This window comes from Wolbachia endosymbiont of Trichogramma kaykai (assembly GCF_045765165.1).
In the GTDB taxonomy this organism is placed as follows: Bacteria; Pseudomonadota; Alphaproteobacteria; order Rickettsiales; family Anaplasmataceae; genus Wolbachia.
Map to the genome: position 1 here is coordinate 117,647 of NZ_JBJJXK010000002.1, position 18,580 is coordinate 136,226.

Consider the following 18,580-nt stretch of genomic DNA (forward strand, 5'->3'; position numbering starts at 1 on the left):
GTTACTACAGTTTCTATTGACTAGGCTGTTATATAATAAAGTTAAGTGCTGCCAAAAAATGTCTATAGTAGGCCAAAACATAATTTTGATGGCAGCTGATTAGCTAACAAATTTATAAACATCAGTATATAGTTCATCAATGCCTGGCTCTTTACTATTTTTAGCAAAATCTTCTGACTTTTTTACTAAATCTCGTATTTCCTTATCAATAGCTTTGCACTCTTCATCAGAAGCGATTTTATTGTCTGTTATATACTGCTTTAGGGTGCTTATAGGATCATGATTTTGCTTCATATCTTCAACTTCTTCTTTTGAGCGATAAGTAGCAGGATCCGACATTGAATGGCCACGATATCGATATGTCTTCATTTCAAGCAAGAGAGGTCCTTTTCCCCCACGTACATGCTCAGCTATTTCACTTGTTAACTCATAGACAGAGAAAAAATCCATTCCATCAACTTGTTTTCCAGGAATACCAAAACTCTCTCCTCTTTTATATAGTTCAGTTACTAAAGTTGATCTTTGTACAGAAGTTCCCATTGCGTATTCGTTATTTTCTATGATATAAACCACAGGTAACTTCCACAAAGATGCCATATTAAATGATTCATATACTTGTCCTTGATTTGCAGCACCGTCACCAAAATATGTGAATACAACGTTATCTTTTTGCTTGTATTTATTAGCAAATGCTATTCCTGTGCCAATTGGGACTTGTGCACCTACTATTCCATGTCCACCAAAGAAATTTTTTTCAACATCAAATATGTGCATGGAGCCACCTTTGCCTTTTGAACACCCTGTTCCTTTGCCGGTTAGTTCTGCCATCACAACATTCGGATCAGAGTTACATGCAAGCATTAAGCCATGGTCTCTATAGCTTGTGATAAAAGCATCACCAGATTTTGATGCAGCTTGAGTCCCAACTGCAACTGCTTCTTGCCCTATTGATAAGTGACAGAATCCTCCTATTAATCCCATTCCGTATAATTGTCCTGCTTTTTCCTCAAATCTACGTATGAGAAGCATTTTTCTGTAGAATCCAATCACCTGTTCTTTAGTGAAATTTTCTGCTTTCATATTGACTTTCTTTTATTAAATTGAGATCATACCAGAAATTTTTAACATTTTAAATACTATCTATATGGACTACTATCACTGGCTTGAAGCTTGTCACGTTATCTCTGTAATTATGTGGGTGGCAGGTATGCTCTATTTGCCAAGGCTTTATGTTTACCATGCATCTGTAAAAACAGGGTCAGAAAATGACAGCTTACTTCAAATAATGGAGAAGAGACTCCTTAGATATATCATAAACCCTGCAATGCTTTTCTCCCTTAGTTTTGGAATTATGCTAATGATTATTAGGGAAGCATATCGCGAAGGGTGGTTTCATGTAAAAGCGCTAGCATTATTCTTAATGTTTGCTATTCATGTCCTACTTGCAAAGCATAGAAAAAATTTTGCAGTGGGCTTGAATAAGAAAACTCACGTTTATTTTCGTGTTTTAAACGAAGCAGTAACAGTGTTAATAATAATTATAGTTATTATGGTTATTGTAAAACCTTTTTGATTTTCTAGCCTAATGCTGAACCATTGAATGGAGTATAAGAATTGTTACTAAATAGTTTATTCTGATGTTCCGTAGTCTAAGTAAAGTACTTAAGGTATAGATTCTTTGTTTTTGTGTGTTATCGTGGTTAACAAGAATTCGCAGTAGTGTTATAATGAATAAGTTAAAGAAGCTTAGTGCTGGACTTTCTTCGGCAGGCCTGATTGGTAGTGATGATATGGATATGCAAAGGTCAGGAAATAGAAAGAAGAAATATCAAATTTTGGATAATGCGTTCGCATGGATTGATGCGATGATAAATTTTATTTTTAAACGTGAGAGTAATAACGTAAATGAAGTCCTAAAAGTCACATGGGGACCACTATTTTTTGGTTTAGTGGTGATATTCATCTTTTTTGGAATAGGTGGTATTTGGTCAGCTATAGCTCCGATTGACGGAGCAGTTCATGCAAGTGGAGAAGTTATTGTCTCTTCAAATAGAAAAATAGTGCAACACTTGGGTGGGGGAATAATAAGCAAAATTTTAGTAAAAGAAGGTCAAGCAGTTAAAAAAGATGAGCCTTTAGTTTTATTAAGTGATGTTAACGAAAAGGCAAATTTGAGTATCATTAAAGAAAAACTCTTATCACTTTTGGCAAATGAAGCAAGACTTATTGCAATTAGGGGAGACTTAGATACGCTAGAATTTTCTGATGAGGTTAAAAGATTGTCTAACGATGAACTTGTAAATAAAGCGATAAAGAATCAGGTAAAGTTGTTCAACTCTCAGAGAAAGAGTATATTAGGAAAAACTGACATACTGCAACAACGTATAAAGCAGTTAAATGATGAATTAGCAGGGCTAAATTTTCAACTAAATGCAGCCCATAAGCAATATGACTTGATAACTGAGGAGTTAGAAACAAAAAGACAATTACTTGATAGTGGCCATATAAGCAAACCACACATTTTAGCTTTAGAAAAACAGTTTGCTGAAATTGAGGGTAGAGTTGGACATTACCGTTCTGCAATATCTCAAGTACAGCAAAAGATTGGAGAAAATGAGTTAGAGATTATAAATGTGAAGAATGATGCTCAAGAAAGAGCAAATGCTGAGCTTAAGGAAGTTAATACATCTATTGCAGATTTAAAAGAGAGGCTGATGGTTGCTGAAGATGTGTTAGCACGTACAATAATTAAATCACCTCAAGATGGTATAGTTACAGATATAAGATACCACACTGAAGGTGGTGTCATACAATCTGGAGTTCCAATCATGAGTATAGTACCATCAGATGATGATCTAATAATAGATGCTAAAGTTCTAACCAGAAACATAGAAGAGATACTGTCAGCAAAAAAGAAAGATAGCAATATAGTCTCTATCGATGGACTAGAAGGGCTTAAAGTTAAGGTAAGGCTGAGCGCTTATAGTGCACGTCGCTTAAGTTTAATTAATGGTATAGTAAACCATATTTCCCCTGATGCTCTTGATGATCCAAGGATGGGTCGTTATTATTCAGTGCGAGTGGTGATACCAAAATCAGAACTTGCTCAATTTAAAAACGTATACCTATATCCTGGTATGCCAGTAGAAGTATATATAGTTACTCAATCCCGCACTCTTTTATCGTTCTTGTTTACACCTATAATTGCAACATTCGACAGATCTTTCATAGAGAGATAATTTATTTGGCTTTTCTAAAAAAAATTTGTTTACAGGCTTTGATATGCAAAAAAAAATTACACACAAGTAGTGTATTATTTTATAATTATTTTCTATAACATGTAAATCTTTGATCCAAGATGCAAATGGTAATGTAAACATTAAAGGTTAATTAGTAAACTCATCTGTATAATAGGATTAAAGGAATTAGGAAGACCTTTACCTTGATGAATTATAAACAGACAAACTTACCTAAAGTTTAGTAGTATCTGTTACTGCTTTTAGGTGTGAGGCTAGAGGGTTATTAGCAGTAACAGACACTATTAAACTTATTATAGAATTTCCTTAGAGTAAATACTTAATTTAAAATATTACAATATTTTAAATTAAAATAGATTCATGTAAATGCTTTTTCCTCAAGTTAGTATCGTGTTATTGTATTTATTAAATGCTAAAAAAACATTAATCATCATTTACTTTTGATTCAATATTTAGCAAAACACTTGTGTACATTCTATAATCTCTGTTTGCAGAGTAAGTTTATATATATTATTATAGTATTGTTTTACAGCAAAAAATATGGTGAAGTTATTTGCATTATTGGTAATGTTTTACTCAAACATATCAATTGCTTCTGCTCCTACTTCTTGGCAATTTGGATTTCCTGCGCCTGCAACTGAGATAATGGAGGTTATAGTTAAGTCACATTCGTTTGTGATGAGTGTAATGATTGCAATTATGCTTTTTGTATGGGCCCTGCTTGTTTATATAGTATTTCGCTTTCGTAAGGGCAAAGTGAAAAATGTTAGTAAAATAACTCATAATATCTTTCTAGAAATTATCTGGTTTGTTATACCAACGATTATTGTTGGGGTATTGGCTTTTAAAAATGCTGAATTAATTAAACTACAGGAGAAAGTGCCAAAATCTGACATAACACTAAAAGTTATTGGTCATCAATGGTATTGGAGTTACCAATACCCAGAATATCAAGGTATTTCATTTGACAGCTATATAAAGGGAAGAGAAGACTTTACCGAAAGAGATTTAAAACTATTCTCTGTTGATAATAACGTTATTTTACCTATCAATACTAATATTCGTTTACAAGTGACAGCAGGAGATGTAATACATAGCTGGGGAATACCGGCTTTTGGTATAAAAATTGATGCAATACCAGGTAGGCTGAATGAAGCATGGTTTAACGTTACGAAGCCCGGTATTTATTACGGGCAATGTTATGAACTATGTGGCCAAGGTCATGGATTTATGCCAATTGTTGTTGAAGCAGTGAGTAAAGAAGATTTTAATAAGTGGATTGAAGATAAAAAATTAGTAAGTTAAGTTTGGAGTATAGATATGATTGATGTACCAAAAGGTATAAGACGTTGGCTGTTTTCTACTAATCACAAAGATATAGGGACACTATACATTATTTTTTCCATATTAGCTGGAATTATTGGTGGATTGTTATCGGTAATTATTCGTACTCAGCTAATGCACATTAATATACTTAACAATAATTACCAGCTATATAACGTAATGATTACAGGGCATGCGGTAATAATGGTGTTTTTTATGATAATGCCAGCCTTAATGGGAGGATTTGGTAATTGGTTCGTACCTCTCATGATTGGTTCACCAGATATGGCATTTCCTCGTATGAATAATTTAAGTTTTTGGTTGTTAGTTTCATCTTTTATTTTGCTTATCCTCTCGGTATTTGCTGGAGAAGGTCCTGGAACAGGATGGACTTTATACCCACCTTTGTCGCAAATTATGTCCCACCCAAGTGCAGGAATTGATCTTGCTATACTTGCACTTCATATTGCTGGTATGTCATCAATTGTTGGGGCAATCAACTTTATAGTTACCATATTTAATATGCGTGCAAAAGGTATGTCACTCACTAAGATACCACTATTTGTTTGGTCTATTTTAATCACATCATTTATGTTAATTGTTGCCTTGCCGGTACTTGCTGGTGCTATAACTATGCTGCTCACTGATCGTAATATAGGTACCTCCTTTTTTGATCCTGCTGGTGGTGGTGATCCTGTGTTATTTCAACATCTGTTTTGGTTTTTTGGTCATCCAGAAGTTTACATAATTATTTTTCCTGCATTTGGTATCATCAGTCAGATTGTATCAACTTTTTCTCATAGGCCAGTATTTGGTTATATGGGAATGGTTTATGCTATGATAGGAATAGCAACGTTTGGCTTTATGGTTTGGGCTCACCATATGTTTACTGTTGGGCTTGGCGAGGATGCTACTTTATTTTTTAGCACTAGCACAATTTTCATTGGTGTTATAACTGGTGTAAAAGTCTTTAGTTGGATTGCAACTATGTGGGGTGGAGCGATTGAATTGAAGACACCAATGCTATTTGCATTAGGTTTTATTTTCATGTTTGTTGGAGGTGGTATAACAGGGATAATTCTTTCTCACGGTGGAATAGATAAGCTTTTGCACGATACCTATTATGTCGTTGCTCACTTTCACTATGTTATGTCGCTTGCTGCATTATTTGGAGCTTTCGCCGGTTTTTATTATTGGATAGGCAAAATGTCAGGTAAGCAATATAACGAGTGTTTAGGAAAGATACACTTTTGGCTCACTTTTATTAGCACCAATGTCACTTTCTTACCCCAGCATTTCCTGGGATTAGCAGGTATGCCAAGGCGTATACCTGATTATCCCGACGCGTTTATCCCTTGGAATTATATATCCTCAATTGGCTCATATATGTCCTTTGTTTCAGTTATGTTCTTTGTATTTATAGTTATACATCTCTTTAAGTGGGGCAAAAAAACTGGAGATAATCCTTGGGGGGGTGATACCTTAGAGTGGACGGTATCTTCACCACCACCTTTTCATACTTTCGAAAAGCCACCAGTGGTAAAATAAAGTGTATATAAGTGCTTTATTAAACGTTGAATCGACAATATTGGACTTTTGGCATTTGCTGAAGCCAAGGATAATGTACCTTGTAGTGTTTACTGCAATTGCTGGAATGGTTGCTGCACCGGGTAGCATTCATCCTTTCCTTGCACTAATATCTCTTATGTGCATTGCTCTTGGTTCAGGATCTGCAGGTGCAATAAATATGTGGTATGACAGAGATATAGACTTGCTTATGGAGAGAACAAAAAACCGCCCTATACCTTCAGGTAGAGTTTCTGCAGAAAGCGCGCTTGAATTTGGCATAACTCTCGGAATATTGTCAGTATTCATCATGGCAATAGCAGTGAACTATGTTTCTGCTGCTTTGCTTGCAATTAGCATATTATTTTATGTTTTTGTGTATACAATTTGGCTCAAAAGGCGTACTCCGCAGAATATTGTTATTGGTGGTGCAGCAGGTGCTTTTCCTCCAATGATTGGCTGGGCGGTTGTAACTGACTCTGTAAGCTGGGAAAGTTGTATTCTATTTTTAATAATTTTTATGTGGACTCCACCACATTTTTGGGCTCTATCCTTAAATAGATCTGAAGACTATACAAAAGCATCGATTCCAATGTTCAATATCGTTTATGGTCCAGAAAAAACGAGGAAATATATATTAATCTATAGCGTGTTACTCGTATTAACTAGCTTACTTCCAGCACTATTTTTGAAAAAGGCTCTATTTTACCTCAGTATGGCAATTATTGAAGGGTGTGTTTTTATTTGGTTTGCTGCATCCGTTATAAGGCTTAAGAGTCATGGCTCGCAGAAAAAAATGTTTTCTTATTCGATTTCTTATCTATTTTCTCTGTTTGCCAGCGTTATTTACTGCTCTATTGATTTGTTTTAACCATGAAAGAACATAAAAACTATCTTTTACTTTCTCTTCTCATAATGCTCGTTGTAGCGCTTTTTTTTATTTCCATAATAAAATTTAAAGGTGCAACTTAAATTGCCTCTATATCTATGAAAATTGTGATTTTATAGAAGCAACGATATACTTTATTAATTCACTACAGTTAAAGATGAAGAAAAAGGAAGTGACAATATACACAGATGGAGCGTGCTCTGGTAACCCAGGGATAGGAGGTTGGGCAGCAGTCATATTATTTCAAAATCATAGAAAGAACATCTGTGGTAGAGAAGAAAATACTACAAATAATAAAATGGAGTTAACAGCAGTGATCAATGGACTGAAGGTATTAAAATTTCCTTGTAATATCAGCTTGTATACGGATAGCCTCTATATAAAATACGGTATAACAGAATGGATAAATAAGTGGAAAATGAACGGCTGGAAGACAAGTAATAAGAAGTCAGTAAAAAATATAGAATTATGGAAAGAATTAGACGATGTTGCTTTGCAACATGAGATTAACTGGAAGTGGGTGAAAGCGCATAATGGTGATAAATACAATGAAGAAGCCGATAGCTTAGCAAGAAAAGCAATAATCGATGCTTAAAAAAATAGCTCTATCATTTTCTATAACTTTATTATTTATATTCTGCTTCTTTATCCCTTTTAAAGGGGAAGGTCCTTTAGAAATCAATATTAGTTATATTAATTTTTATATAAAGAAAAAAATATTAAAGATATTTACCAATTCGGATGTCAGCATGGAGAGTACCTCGGTTATTTGGCAGAAAGATGGCAAGCTAGTCATTACAGATTTAAAAATAACAAATCCTGACTTTACCATAGAAGTGCCTGAGCTTTTCGTACACTTTAAGTTAAGTTCCAAAAAGTTCTCTCAGGTTTTAGCTGGTAATGTACATATATATATCAAGAAGGAAGAGACCAGAGGAATAACAACATCTGTAATGACAGATAAGATGAGTAGTACAAAAAATCTGCTGAAGACAATAAGAAAAATTTTTTTCTACTTAAATGCAGACTCAAGGATTGAAATTACTAACATTGCTATCAATAAAAATATGGAAGGTGAATTCTTCATTGATAAAGTATATGTAGGAAAGGAGGAAAATTTTAATGTTTTGGATATTCGTGTTCATACAAAAGATAAAAAGGGGATTCTAGATGATTTATCTATTATGATAAAAAATCGCAATAATTTGTTAAATTTATATGGAACATTTTATAACCTAAAGTTGGGGCTATTTAACGAGTTTTCCACACTAGTTAAAAGTTACAATTTGGACAAAGAAATAGGGTTCAAAGGGAACTTCTCAATTAGAATTAATGGAAAGGATGAAGTTATGGATGGAAACATATACGTGTTAAATACAGAGAGTCACTCAGGTAAAAACTTAGCCTTGACTAATGTAAATGTAAATTTGACATATAGTGATGAAATAATTAGCGTAAAAAACTTTCATTTTAAGTTAAATGATACTTACCTTTCTTTGATTGGCAAAATGAACTTTGGCACAAATCATGCTTTGCTTAGAGTTAATATTAGTAAACTTGTTGCAAAAGATTTATGTACTTATGTACCAGATGGTCTAATGAACAATAAATTTAGAAAGTGGTATTGTAATAATATTGATGGGAATATTATAAATACAATTATAAGTTTTAACGGTAAAATCGATAGTTTAATAAATGATGATCTGTCAGGTATTGTAATTGTTGCTGATATAGAAAATGGCAGCGTTCAATTTGATGAGGATTTTGAACGAGTAGAGAACTTGAAAGGTGAGTTAACTCTCAAGGATAACAATCTCAAAATTATTGTAAATAGAGCTAAGTTTCAGAATTTTACTATCAATAGTAGTCATATTGAAATGAACTCTCTCAATAAAGAAGATTCTGTTCTTACCATTAATGGTCAGGCTGTAAGTGATGCTTATGGGTTATATGAGCCTATAAAATTTAAGCTGGATGATGTGGTAAAATTTGAAAGAGATAAAGTAGGTGGAATAGCAAATTCTATATTCAATTTTCGTATTTTTAATCTAAATGGTGATAGTAAAAAAGTGGACTTCTCAGCAAATTTCTATTCTGAAATTGATAATTTGGTCGTATATAATGAAAGTCTTGGTAAGTATGATATTAAGCTTGATTTCGGCAGAGATTTTATTGATTTAAATGGCAGTGGTATGGTAAATAATACACAGCTGCTATTTGACCTCAAAAGTAGTAATAAAAATGAAAATTTTGCCTGGAGTTTGACTGGAGATTTACCTGCTCAAATATTTAATTTCGGTGATGGTTATATCAATGCAAATATAGAGTCAGTAATGTATCAAGACAAAACAGGGTATGTTAATGGTAATATAGATTTATCAGAGCTCGAGTTGAGTTCAAGCTACTTAGGGTGGAAAAACCATTTTGAAGATCACAATGAAGTTTTATTTTCTACAAGGCTAAAAGGAGCAGGTAAGTTAATAATAGATAAACTAGATGTTGTAGGAAATGATCTAGACATAAAATTTAGCGGAAGAGTAGAAAATGGAAATCTATATTTAAATTCTAGCAACTTTAAATTATCTGATACTAATTTTAGTATAGAAATTGAATCAGGTAAGGAGAAAAGTGCCATAATTATTCACGGTGAGAAAATCAACTTAAGTGATGTGTTAGGTTTACTTGGCAAAGATAGTAATCGATTAAATAACAAAATAGAAGTTACTATGAATGTTGATAATATAATTATGAAAGAAGGAATTATCATAAAAGATGCTAAGCTGAATGTAACTTGTGCTAAAGGTGATTGTAGTGGAAGTCAATTCACAGGACAGTTTTTAGAAGATAACAGTAATATACTAGTAGAACATAGTAAAATAGGTCTTGAAATATACGCGGATAATTCAGGTATGCTTTTACGTTCTTTAGGTATTGGTAAATCAGTTAAAAATGGCAAATTATCTCTTTATCTATCTTCGAAGAGAGAAAATGGAGAACATTATGGTATGTTATCTATCAGCAACTTCTATATCAAAGATGCTCCACTGCTTACCACTTTATTATCAATGTCTTCACTGCCTGGTATTGTAAATGCTATAAAGAACGAAGGTGTACATTTTTATAAGTGTAATGCACCTTTTTCATATAAAGATGGTACTGTTGAAATTGAAGAATCTTGGCTTGAAGGAGCGGAATTAGGCATTAGCACTAGTGGTACGCTTGATATTAAGGGTTATAAATTCCAGGTTGAAGGACAAGTAATACCGGCATACTCAATTAACAAATCTTTGTTGAAAATCCCTATAATCGGAAAACTTCTGACTGGTGGGAAGAGTAGGGGGATTATTTCAATAGACTACAAAGCAAATGGTGATGATAAAAACAACAACGTATCTGTTAATCCTATCTCTTCGCTAACCCCAAGCTTACTTAAGAGGTTATTAGGAGTATTTGATCGTATTATGACAAAAACTAATAAAAGCATTTTAAAAGGTAATTTGAAGAAGAAATTTAGCTCAATATGACCAGAAGAAAAGTTGTTTATTGATGTTTAGTGAGATGATAAACGTTAGATACAACAAACAGAGGAAGTTAGATAAAATAATTAAGGGAACAAGAATATAAAGGTTTAACTTGAAGTAACCGGATAAAATCTGAGTCACACTTCCAAGTGGTGGTAACCACGAAAGCAATGCAACTGCACAAATCAGTAGGTGCCTTACAATTTTTGGTGTTTTGTCTTCATTCTCTAATTTGTGATGTGATCTTCTGATAAAAATCGTTATTCTACCTAAATACCAGTTAGCTATTCCACCAAGACTGGATCCTAATACTCCAAAAAGTAATATAAGTAGTTGATTGTAGTTTGACCTAAAGCATAACATAGTGTAAAGTGCAAAACCCTGATGTATGGGTAAGATAAGCGATGATACTAGGCTATCTATAAACAATAGGAGATAATTTTCCATACCAAGTTGTTGTACCATCTTCGTTGTCAGAAATTGTAACCCCCATTTGCTTCAATTGCTCTCTTATTTTGTCTGCAGTATCATAATCTTTATTTTGTTTTGCTACTTTTCTTAAGTCTATCAACCTTTCTATTTCTTGATGACTCACATCACTTGCAAACCACTCTTGATAACTTGACTCAAGAAGACCAATGAACCTTGCGCTTTTAACAAACTTCTTAGTTAATTTGAGCCTCTCACATTCATTACTTGTCTTATTGATTTCTGTAGCCATTTCATGCAATATGGCTACAGCTTCAGGAATGTTTAAATCGTTTTTCAAAGCCTCTATGAAATCTTTAGAGACTTCTGCATCACTTTCCTTAATACATGTACTACGTAATAACCGATAAAACTTGTTTAAAGTTTCTTGCGACTCAGAGATAACATTTTCTGTCCAATCAAGTGGTTTTCTATAGTGAGTTTTGAGCAGTGCATAACGTATTACTTCACCTCTGACTCCACTATCTAGCAAATCCCTTACTTTGACTATATTAAATAATGATTTGCTCATTTTCTCTTTATTTACCGTAAGAAAACCGTTGTGTATCCAATATTTTGCAAACGTTGACTCAGGAAATGCAGATTTACTCTGCGCAATTTCATTCTCATGATGAGGAAATTGCAAGTCTATACCGCCACCGTGAATATCAAAATCTTTGCCAAGGTAAGAATATGACATTGCTGAACATTCTATATGCCACCCTGGTCTTCCTTCTCCCCATTGACTATTCCAGTGACTTGAAAGTTTATAGTCAGTTTCGTTTGCAGGTTTCCAAAGTACGAAGTCTCCTGGGTGTTTTTTATTTTCACCCACTTCAACTCTATTACCATGATCCAACTCATCAATTTTTTTTCCTGATAAAACACCGTACTCAGGGTAAGATTCTACACTAAAATATACATGTTTATTTGATTCATAAGCATGCCCAGATTGCAGCAAAGATTCAATTAACTCAACAGTTTGGTCTATATTTTCTGTTGCTTTTGGTTCATGTGTTGGTTCTACGCAATTTATGCTTCTCATATCTTCATGAAAAGTTTTAGTGTAATATTTGCTGATGCTTTCTATATTACTATTTTTCTCATTTGCTGCATTGATTATCTTGTCATCGATGTCGGTTATATTACGCACATAAGTAACTTTTCCATAACAAAATTTAAGCAGTCGAAACAATACATCGTAAACGACAATAGAACGTGCATTACCTATATGTGCTGTATCATATACTGTTGGCCCACAAACGTACATTTTTATATGATCTTTATCGATCGGTGTAAAGGGCTCTTTTTTTTTTGTTAAAGTGCTGTAAAGCTTAACCATATACAAAGCTTTTTAGAAAAGAAAATGCTCCAAATATAAGCTGTGGTCCTTTAACTATTACGACAAGAGTAAGTAATAACCCACACAACGATACTAATACTCCCATTATAGAGAGAAATCCATCTTTGCTCATGATACCCAGTGAAATGAGAGTTGTACCAATTGCAGGAATGAAGTTAGTTAAAGGAAGTGGGATTGCTATCGATAATGCACAAAGCAACATCATAAAAGCTAGAATCTTTTCACCAGGACCACGAAAAATGAAAGACATTCTTGGTTTCATAAACTTTTCTATTTTTTTTAATGTAGGTGAAGTTTTCTCTACCACGAGAGCTAGTGTTGAACGTTGAAAAGATTTCCTTTCTAGCCAATTAGGCATCCAAGGAGAATCAAACCCAAATAGAAGCTGCAGTGAAAATAAGATTAAAGGTATAGAAAGAATGGTTGTATAGCCAGGTGGAACAGGTATAGGTACTGATAGCGGTAAAGAGAAGATGATTATTAAAATACCAAAACCACGCTCATGTAAAGCTGTTTTAATATCAAATAATGTTACTTTATCATTATCGTTATTATTAGTATCTGCAACCTCTTTTAGAATATCAGAGGCCAATTTTTTATCTTCAGTCAATTTCTCACTTTTTTCCACAGCTACCCTTTAATAACAATATAACTTCTAACTAACATAGTTATTGCTATATTTCAATATCGATTATTCATTTCATGCTGTACTTCATTCTTTTATTAAATTTTTTTAAAGCTTTTAAGTTACAAGGCTTTTAAGAAGAGAAAATGTTACGGCTATAAGTTTTGGTCCTTTAACTATTACAATAAGGGTAACCAATAACGCACAGAATGAAAATAACACTCCCAGCATAGATAAAAATCCATCTTTACCCATAATGCCGAGTGAAATAAGAGTTATACCAATTGCAGGAAGGAAGTGAGTAAAAGGTAATGGAAGAGCTATTATTATTGCACAAAGCAACATCATAAAAGCTAGAATCTTTTCACCAGGACCACGAAAAATGAAAGACATTCTTGGTTTCATAAACTTTTCTATTTTTTTTAATGTAGGTGAAGTTTTCTCTACCACGAGAGCTAGTGTTGAACGTTGAAAAGATTTCCTTTCTAGCCAATTAGGCATCCAAGGAGAATCAAACCCAAATAGAAGCTGCAGTGAAAATAAGATTAAAGGTATAGAAAGAATGGTTGTATAGCCAGGTGGAACAGGTATAGGTACTGATAGCGGTAAAGAGAAGATGATTATTAAAATACCAAAACCACGCTCATGTAAAGCTGTTTTAATATCAAATAATGTTACTTTATCATTATCGTTATTATTAGTATCTGCAACCTCTTTTAGAATATCAGAGGCCAATTTTTTATCTTCAGTCAATTTCTCACTTTTTTCCACAGCTACCCTTTAATAACAATATAACTTCTAACTAACATAGTTATTGCTATATTTCAATCATACCTCTTCAATTCTTTAGCCTTGTTTAAACAAATGACACGCACTTTAGTGCGTGTCATGAAACATAAGGAAGCTAACGATCTGGTTCATTAGATGAGAGTTTTTCTGAATCCTTAAGTTCTTGTTTAAGGTTTTTAATGCCTTTGCCTAAATCACCCATAACTTGTGGTAACCTACCTGCACCAAACAGAACTAAGATTATTATTAAAACTAGAAATAGCTGCCATGGACCTAAACTCATTTGTACCTCCGTTGAAAATATTAAATTTTAGGTATTAAAACTTGACTGAAGCCAAGTGGTACATAAATTATATCACTTTTATTGAATTATAAATCAAGAGTTTTTAATTATCTTATAATAGTTTTAGCCCAACACTAAGTTTAGTTTAGCTGTAGAGTAAAAGGAAGCTCACTAAAAAATTTTGCTAACGTATCATCTTTAGGTCTGTGGTATATGTAGCTAGGAACTCCTGATTGAATAATTTTACCATTTTTCATCACGTAAATAAAATCTGCAACTTTCAACGCTTCTTGAGGATCATGAGTTACCATGAGTATAGGAATATTTTTGCTTCTAAAAAGTGACAATATATGGTGCCTTATTCGATATTTGAGCAGTATATCTAAATTAGAAAATGGTTCATCGAGCAAAACAACATCAGGATTTTGCGCCATTACTCTTGCTATTGCAACTAATTGCTGCTGTCCTCCTGATAAAGTATGAGGGTACATGTTTTCATATTTTTCTATATTAAATAGCTTTAAGATTTCCAATGCAGTAAGGTATTTTTCTTTTTTAGAAGTACTGTAAATAGCAAAAGTTATATTTTCTATTACTGTTTTATGAGGAAATAATGCAGAATGCTGAAAAATCAATCCGATATTTCTACGCTCTATAGCAATTGACAATTTGTTACTTGCAACTAATTTATCATTTATAACAATGGTTCCAGATTTTGGATTTTCTATTCCTGCGATTAATTTTAGAATTGTTGACTTGCCACAGCCAGAATGACCTAGTAAACAGGCAACACTTCCTTTCTTCACTTGAATGCTGATGTTGCTTAAAGCAAAGCCATCTTGATTACTATAAAAGTAACTAATATTGTTAATTAGCATTAGTCTTTCAATTGGAATCGTATTGTTAAATATAACAGTATTACATTCAAGAAATACAGAAATATTTTTTATTATTGTGAATTAATTGTACAGGGTACCTAGAAAAATGAGAGACTTTTTGCTATAATTTTGCATAAATAGCAGAAGACATGGGACTATAGCTCAGTAGGATAGAGCGTTGGATTCCTAATCCGAAGGCCGTGCGTTCGAATCGCACTAGTCCCACTTAATTCTAATAAAGTGGTTTAACAATCAAGAAGTTAGTGATTGGTTTGAAAAGTGATTCTAGGAGCTAGATTGCATGGTTTCTCAAACTTGAATTTACAGGTTCAACCTTATTTTCTCTAATTTCACTGTAACTTGGAAGTGTAAAATTTTTTACATGTAATCCAGTTAATATTACAACCAAAATAGCTAGGAGACTGTAAACTAATGCACCAGCTCAAGATGGAACCATCACAGCAGCAACAAACAATCCTGCAATAACAACTCCAACAACATCACTCCTTAATGAGGCGCAAAAACTCTCCTTACTTTTTTTTTGTATTTAGTTTCTTTTTCATGTGGTGGAGAAATTGAGCCTCTACAAAGTCGTTAGCCTTCTTATCATTATTTGGTGTGACAGTTGGGCCAGTCCTTGTTGATACAGGTGCTTCATTTTTGTTACTATTACCATTAGTACTAACTGGAGGCGCTGTTTCTACAGATCTATTACCAACGTTTCCATTACTGCTGAAAGTTTTTGCTCTATCTTCTTCCGTATTAGGTGTATTTTACTCTTCTTTTTCTTTGTTTTCATCAGCAGTTACTTGTTCTTGCTCAGGAAGCTTGAATCCATTTTAAGGAAAGATTCGCTAACACGTAGGTAGTCATTCTCACATACAAATTTTAAAAGTAAATCTCCTAATGAATTGTTCCCTTCGCATTTACTTTGCAAATCAATTTCTTTAAATTTAGCCTTTCTTCTTAACCTATTTTGCAAGCTTTCAAGGGTGACTTTATTGTTGTATCTATTATCATTAATCAAAAATCTATCTGCATCTGGCCACAACTCTCTGATGTCCTCCTTACTGTACAGCATAATTAAACCTACTATTACGATGTTCTATTATATCAATTCCATCAAAATTAGTAAAGGAATCTTGCAGTATCAAATGGCATGATATATATTGATTTATGATTCTCAAGCAAACGATAGAAGATTTATCCTATAAGTTAGTCAAAGTAACCGAAGCTGCAGCACTTGCTGCATATAAATTGGCAGGCCTTGGTAATGAAAAAAAGGCCGATCAGGTTGCAGTTGATGCAATGCGTACGGTGCTAAACTCAATGGAAATAAATGGTACAATTGTGATTGGAGAAGGGGAGAGGGACGAAGCACCGATGCTATATATCGGAGAAAAAGTTGGCACAGGAAGTGGCCCTGAGATTGACATCGCTGTTGATCCACTTGAGGGCACTACGATTTGTGCTCATTATAAACAAGGGGCAATGTCTGTTCTTGCTGCAACAAAAAAAGGTAATTTTTTACATGCACCTGATGTTTATATGGAAAAGATAGCAGTGGGAAAAAATCTCCCAGAGGGTGTAGTCTCACTAAAAAATAGGATTGAGAGGAATCTGGACAATTTAGCTAAGGCAAAAGGATGTAAAGCAAGTGATCTTATAGTAACTGTACTTAAACGTGAAAGACATGATGAATTAATAGCAAAAATTAGGAAGCTAGGAGCAAAAGTGAAATTAATAGATGATGGTGATGTTGCAGCCATAGTTTCGCTAATAAATGGCAACCATGATATGTATATCGGCACAGGAGGAGCTCCAGAGGGAGTGCTTGCAGCAGCAGCGCTAAGCTCAATCGGTGGGCAGATAGAAGGAAGATTAATATTTGACACGGATCAATTAAAAGAAAGAGCAAAAATTTTGAATATCACTGACCCAGAAAAAGTCTACACCGTGAAAGACATGGCAAGAAGTGAATCAGTGTTCATTGCAACTGGAGTAACAAATGGAGAGTTTGTGGATGGAGTAAAGTTTGGCCAAGATATTTGTCTTACTAATTCATTAATAATATTGCCTGGTAAAGTAATAAAAATACAAACAAAATCAATATCTTAAACATTCGTCATATGCTGATTATAAAATTTTTATAGAAGGAAGATACTTGTAACTGTCTTAAAAAAATGAATTTACATATTAATTTTAGATTTACAACATTTGGCATTAAGTTATAGTTAAATAGTAATACTAAGAAGTGCTTAATGTTTGGTTCACTAACTAATTTTTTACTAATACGTCTAAAAAGAAAAGTTATCAATCTGAAGAAAATAATCATTCTTTCTCTAACAGCACAGAAAGTTTATTAGTCCAATCTACTAAAAAAATCCTCAACTTGATGATCAAAGTAGAACTGACGCGTCTCCTCAAGCAAATCTTCATTTAGTGAGGGTGATGTAAAAAACGTGCTCCAAGACTTCGAAAAATTGGATTTTAAGAACAGTCATGAGTGCTTTAACGAAATAGCAGAAGATTATGAAAGGAGGAAAAAAAGTGACCTTTTTAACTACGTAATATTGAATAAGCGAAAATACATAACAGATATATTAGATCAGAGGCTTGCCCACAAAGATCAAGAAAATTTTAGGAAGAAATTTAGTGAATATCTTCTTAAAACAAATGAGAAAATGAATTATGGGAAAGAATTTCAAAATAAACTTCAATTTTTTAAAGATAGGGTAGAAGAAGTATTATCAGATTTTAGAAAATTGAATTTTGGCCTTAAGGATAATTTGTGTGAAGATGATAAGGATAACGTAAATTATAATAAAGGCTGGCCTGCAGATCCATTTGACAAAATAGCGAATTATTATCGATGAAATAAGAACATTTTCCTTTTTAATTATGTGGTATTAAGTAAGCAAAAAGAAATAATAAGTATATTGAATGAAAAGTCTATTCCTGAAGACAAGCGAAAGAATTTTAAAAAGAGGTTGGGTGGATATCTTCTTCGAGTCGAAGAAGGGATGAGTAACGGACAGGAATTTCTCAAAACTGAAGTGCATTTTGATGGATGTTATGTGCCATGCGCATATGCAAAACGTTCTCTTAATAATTATGGTCATCTTAGTATTAATATTTCTAAGCCTGGGTATAGCTTAGAAATCAGCCGTCTTTTCACTGACAAAATTGAAGGGATGGAAAGAAATGAAAATTAGGTAAAGATAGTAGAAATATACAGTAACGATAAAAGAATAGCAACGGTTGAGAAGAATGATAATGGAAAAAGAAATTACCGCTTTGCAAAAGATGCAACATGCGATATGAAAATTAGGTGGAGTGCAGAAGATAAGAAAGGTAATTCTGTTAACTGCTCTATTAGTTTAAATGTAAATCTTAGTGAAATTGAGATTGGTCAGGCAACTATTAATGGTAAAGATGTTGAACTAGACGAAATTTTGAAATTAGCTGAGCAAAGCGAAGATGTGCTTATAGAAGGTAAAGCTTTACATGAATTTTTAGAAGGATATCTGGAGAAAGATGTATAATCGTAAGAAGAAAAGCTTTTCAATATATGACTACTAACGAATTTTGTTGTAGAATAGGCATTTTCCAAACAAG

At 33.3% G+C, this 18,580-nt stretch carries 19 protein-coding genes and 1 tRNA gene; 12 read left to right on the plus strand and 8 right to left on the minus strand.

Annotation, left to right across the window (positions count from 1 at the left end; all coding sequences use genetic code 11):
* Nucleotides 1-99: 99 nt before the first annotated feature.
* Nucleotides 100-1,080, minus strand: coding sequence for a pyruvate dehydrogenase (acetyl-transferring) E1 component subunit alpha (pdhA, locus tag wTKK_RS01460; protein WP_407511667.1), 981 nt, complete (start codon nucleotides 1,078-1,080; stop codon nucleotides 100-102).
* 64 nt (nucleotides 1,081-1,144) lie between these two features.
* On the opposite strand from pdhA, the gene hemJ reads away from it, so the two are divergent.
* The 7 genes from hemJ (at nucleotide 1,145) to wTKK_RS01495 (ending at nucleotide 10,559) form a co-directional block, all read left to right on the plus strand.
* Nucleotides 1,145-1,573 (plus strand): protoporphyrinogen oxidase HemJ, encoded by a 429-nt coding sequence (gene hemJ / locus wTKK_RS01465; protein ID WP_407511668.1) that lies wholly within the window; start codon nucleotides 1,145-1,147, stop codon nucleotides 1,571-1,573.
* 154 nt (nucleotides 1,574-1,727) lie between these two features.
* A complete protein-coding gene (locus tag wTKK_RS01470) occupies nucleotides 1,728-3,239 on the plus strand; it encodes an HlyD family type I secretion periplasmic adaptor subunit (RefSeq protein WP_407511669.1) in 1,512 nt (503 codons plus the stop codon).
* Nucleotides 3,240-3,797: 558 nt separating this feature from the next.
* Nucleotides 3,798-4,562, plus strand: coding sequence for a cytochrome c oxidase subunit II (gene coxB / locus wTKK_RS01475; protein WP_407511670.1), 765 nt, complete (start codon nucleotides 3,798-3,800; stop codon nucleotides 4,560-4,562).
* A gap of 15 nt (nucleotides 4,563-4,577) precedes the next feature.
* Entirely contained in the window at nucleotides 4,578-6,128 is a 1,551-nt protein-coding gene (gene ctaD / locus wTKK_RS01480) for a cytochrome c oxidase subunit I (RefSeq protein ID WP_407511671.1), read from the plus strand.
* A 1-nt stretch (nucleotide 6,129) separates the two neighbouring features.
* On the plus strand, nucleotides 6,130-7,017 hold the full coding sequence (locus tag wTKK_RS01485) for a heme o synthase (RefSeq protein ID WP_407511672.1): 888 nt from the start codon (nucleotides 6,130-6,132) through the stop codon (nucleotides 7,015-7,017).
* Between the two features lie 175 nt (nucleotides 7,018-7,192).
* The gene (gene rnhA / locus wTKK_RS01490; RefSeq protein ID WP_407511673.1) at nucleotides 7,193-7,630 is read left to right on the plus strand and encodes a ribonuclease HI; all 438 of its coding nucleotides are present in this window, start codon (nucleotides 7,193-7,195) and stop codon (nucleotides 7,628-7,630) included.
* Entirely contained in the window at nucleotides 7,623-10,559 is a 2,937-nt protein-coding gene (locus wTKK_RS01495) for a YhdP family protein (protein WP_407511674.1), read from the plus strand. The genes rnhA and wTKK_RS01495 overlap by 8 nt, the downstream gene beginning before the upstream one ends.
* Here wTKK_RS01495 and wTKK_RS01500 read toward each other — a convergent pair.
* From wTKK_RS01500 to wTKK_RS01525, 6 genes are all read right to left on the minus strand, one after another.
* The gene (locus wTKK_RS01500; protein ID WP_407511675.1) at nucleotides 10,551-11,003 is read right to left on the minus strand and encodes a DedA family protein; all 453 of its coding nucleotides are present in this window, start codon (nucleotides 11,001-11,003) and stop codon (nucleotides 10,551-10,553) included. The genes wTKK_RS01495 and wTKK_RS01500 overlap by 9 nt on opposite strands.
* On the minus strand, nucleotides 10,972-12,366 hold the full coding sequence (cysS, locus tag wTKK_RS01505; RefSeq protein WP_407511676.1) for a cysteine--tRNA ligase: 1,395 nt from the start codon (nucleotides 12,364-12,366) through the stop codon (nucleotides 10,972-10,974). Before cysS ends, wTKK_RS01500 begins: the two co-directional genes overlap by 32 nt.
* Nucleotides 12,359-13,015 carry an exopolysaccharide biosynthesis protein gene (locus tag wTKK_RS01510; RefSeq protein WP_407511677.1) on the minus strand — a complete coding sequence of 219 codons (657 nt, stop codon included), beginning with the start codon at nucleotides 13,013-13,015 and terminating at the stop codon, nucleotides 12,359-12,361. The genes cysS and wTKK_RS01510 overlap by 8 nt, the downstream gene beginning before the upstream one ends.
* A gap of 114 nt (nucleotides 13,016-13,129) precedes the next feature.
* On the minus strand, nucleotides 13,130-13,783 hold the full coding sequence (locus wTKK_RS01515) for an exopolysaccharide biosynthesis protein (protein WP_407511678.1): 654 nt from the start codon (nucleotides 13,781-13,783) through the stop codon (nucleotides 13,130-13,132).
* A 133-nt stretch (nucleotides 13,784-13,916) separates the two neighbouring features.
* Nucleotides 13,917-14,084, minus strand: a complete 168-nt coding sequence (gene tatA, locus wTKK_RS01520; RefSeq protein WP_006013840.1) for a twin-arginine translocase TatA — start codon at nucleotides 14,082-14,084, stop codon at nucleotides 13,917-13,919.
* 140 nt (nucleotides 14,085-14,224) lie between these two features.
* Nucleotides 14,225-14,962 carry an ABC transporter ATP-binding protein gene (locus tag wTKK_RS01525; RefSeq protein ID WP_407511679.1) on the minus strand — a complete coding sequence of 246 codons (738 nt, stop codon included), beginning with the start codon at nucleotides 14,960-14,962 and terminating at the stop codon, nucleotides 14,225-14,227.
* A gap of 151 nt (nucleotides 14,963-15,113) precedes the next feature.
* Between wTKK_RS01525 and wTKK_RS01530 the strand changes: the two genes are divergently transcribed.
* Nucleotides 15,114-15,187 (plus strand) — tRNA-Arg (locus wTKK_RS01530).
* 580 nt (nucleotides 15,188-15,767) lie between these two features.
* On the opposite strand, the gene wTKK_RS01535 is transcribed toward wTKK_RS01530, so the two are convergent.
* Nucleotides 15,768-16,043, minus strand: coding sequence for a hypothetical protein (locus wTKK_RS01535; protein WP_407511680.1), 276 nt, complete (start codon nucleotides 16,041-16,043; stop codon nucleotides 15,768-15,770).
* A 113-nt stretch (nucleotides 16,044-16,156) separates the two neighbouring features.
* Between wTKK_RS01535 and glpX the strand changes: the two genes are divergently transcribed.
* From glpX to wTKK_RS01555, 4 genes are all read left to right on the plus strand, one after another.
* Complete coding sequence (gene glpX / locus wTKK_RS01540; protein ID WP_407511735.1) at nucleotides 16,157-17,080, plus strand: class II fructose-bisphosphatase; 924 nt, start codon at nucleotides 16,157-16,159, stop codon at nucleotides 17,078-17,080.
* A 344-nt stretch (nucleotides 17,081-17,424) separates the two neighbouring features.
* A complete protein-coding gene (locus tag wTKK_RS01545; protein ID WP_407511681.1) occupies nucleotides 17,425-17,838 on the plus strand; it encodes a hypothetical protein in 414 nt (137 codons plus the stop codon).
* Between the two features lie 27 nt (nucleotides 17,839-17,865).
* Nucleotides 17,866-18,177 (plus strand): hypothetical protein, encoded by a 312-nt coding sequence (locus tag wTKK_RS01550; RefSeq protein WP_407511682.1) that lies wholly within the window; start codon nucleotides 17,866-17,868, stop codon nucleotides 18,175-18,177.
* Nucleotides 18,178-18,282: 105 nt separating this feature from the next.
* On the plus strand, nucleotides 18,283-18,507 hold the full coding sequence (locus tag wTKK_RS01555; protein WP_407511683.1) for a hypothetical protein: 225 nt from the start codon (nucleotides 18,283-18,285) through the stop codon (nucleotides 18,505-18,507).
* Nucleotides 18,508-18,580 lie beyond the last annotated feature (73 nt).

What these genes read in the sequence shown, in the direction of transcription:
- pdhA (WP_407511667.1), bottom strand. Translation starts at nt 1,080, where the DNA reads ATGAAAGCAGAAAATTTCACTAAAGAACAGGTGATTGGATTCTACAGA.
- hemJ (WP_407511668.1), top strand. Translation starts at nt 1,145, where the DNA reads ATGGACTACTATCACTGGCTTGAAGCTTGTCACGTTATCTCTGTAATT.
- wTKK_RS01470 (WP_407511669.1), top strand. Translation starts at nt 1,728, where the DNA reads ATGAATAAGTTAAAGAAGCTTAGTGCTGGACTTTCTTCGGCAGGCCTG.
- coxB (WP_407511670.1), top strand. Translation starts at nt 3,798, where the DNA reads ATGGTGAAGTTATTTGCATTATTGGTAATGTTTTACTCAAACATATCA.
- ctaD (WP_407511671.1), top strand. Translation starts at nt 4,578, where the DNA reads ATGATTGATGTACCAAAAGGTATAAGACGTTGGCTGTTTTCTACTAAT.
- rnhA (WP_407511673.1), top strand. Translation starts at nt 7,193, where the DNA reads ATGAAGAAAAAGGAAGTGACAATATACACAGATGGAGCGTGCTCTGGT.
- wTKK_RS01495 (WP_407511674.1), top strand. Translation starts at nt 7,623, where the DNA reads ATGCTTAAAAAAATAGCTCTATCATTTTCTATAACTTTATTATTTATA.
- wTKK_RS01500 (WP_407511675.1), bottom strand. Translation starts at nt 11,003, where the DNA reads ATGGAAAATTATCTCCTATTGTTTATAGATAGCCTAGTATCATCGCTT.
- cysS (WP_407511676.1), bottom strand. Translation starts at nt 12,366, where the DNA reads ATGGTTAAGCTTTACAGCACTTTAACAAAAAAAAAAGAGCCCTTTACA.
- tatA (WP_006013840.1), bottom strand. Translation starts at nt 14,084, where the DNA reads ATGAGTTTAGGTCCATGGCAGCTATTTCTAGTTTTAATAATAATCTTA.
- wTKK_RS01525 (WP_407511679.1), bottom strand. Translation starts at nt 14,962, where the DNA reads ATGCTAATTAACAATATTAGTTACTTTTATAGTAATCAAGATGGCTTT.
- wTKK_RS01535 (WP_407511680.1), bottom strand. Translation starts at nt 16,043, where the DNA reads ATGCTGTACAGTAAGGAGGACATCAGAGAGTTGTGGCCAGATGCAGAT.
- wTKK_RS01555 (WP_407511683.1), top strand. Translation starts at nt 18,283, where the DNA reads ATGAAAATTAGGTGGAGTGCAGAAGATAAGAAAGGTAATTCTGTTAAC.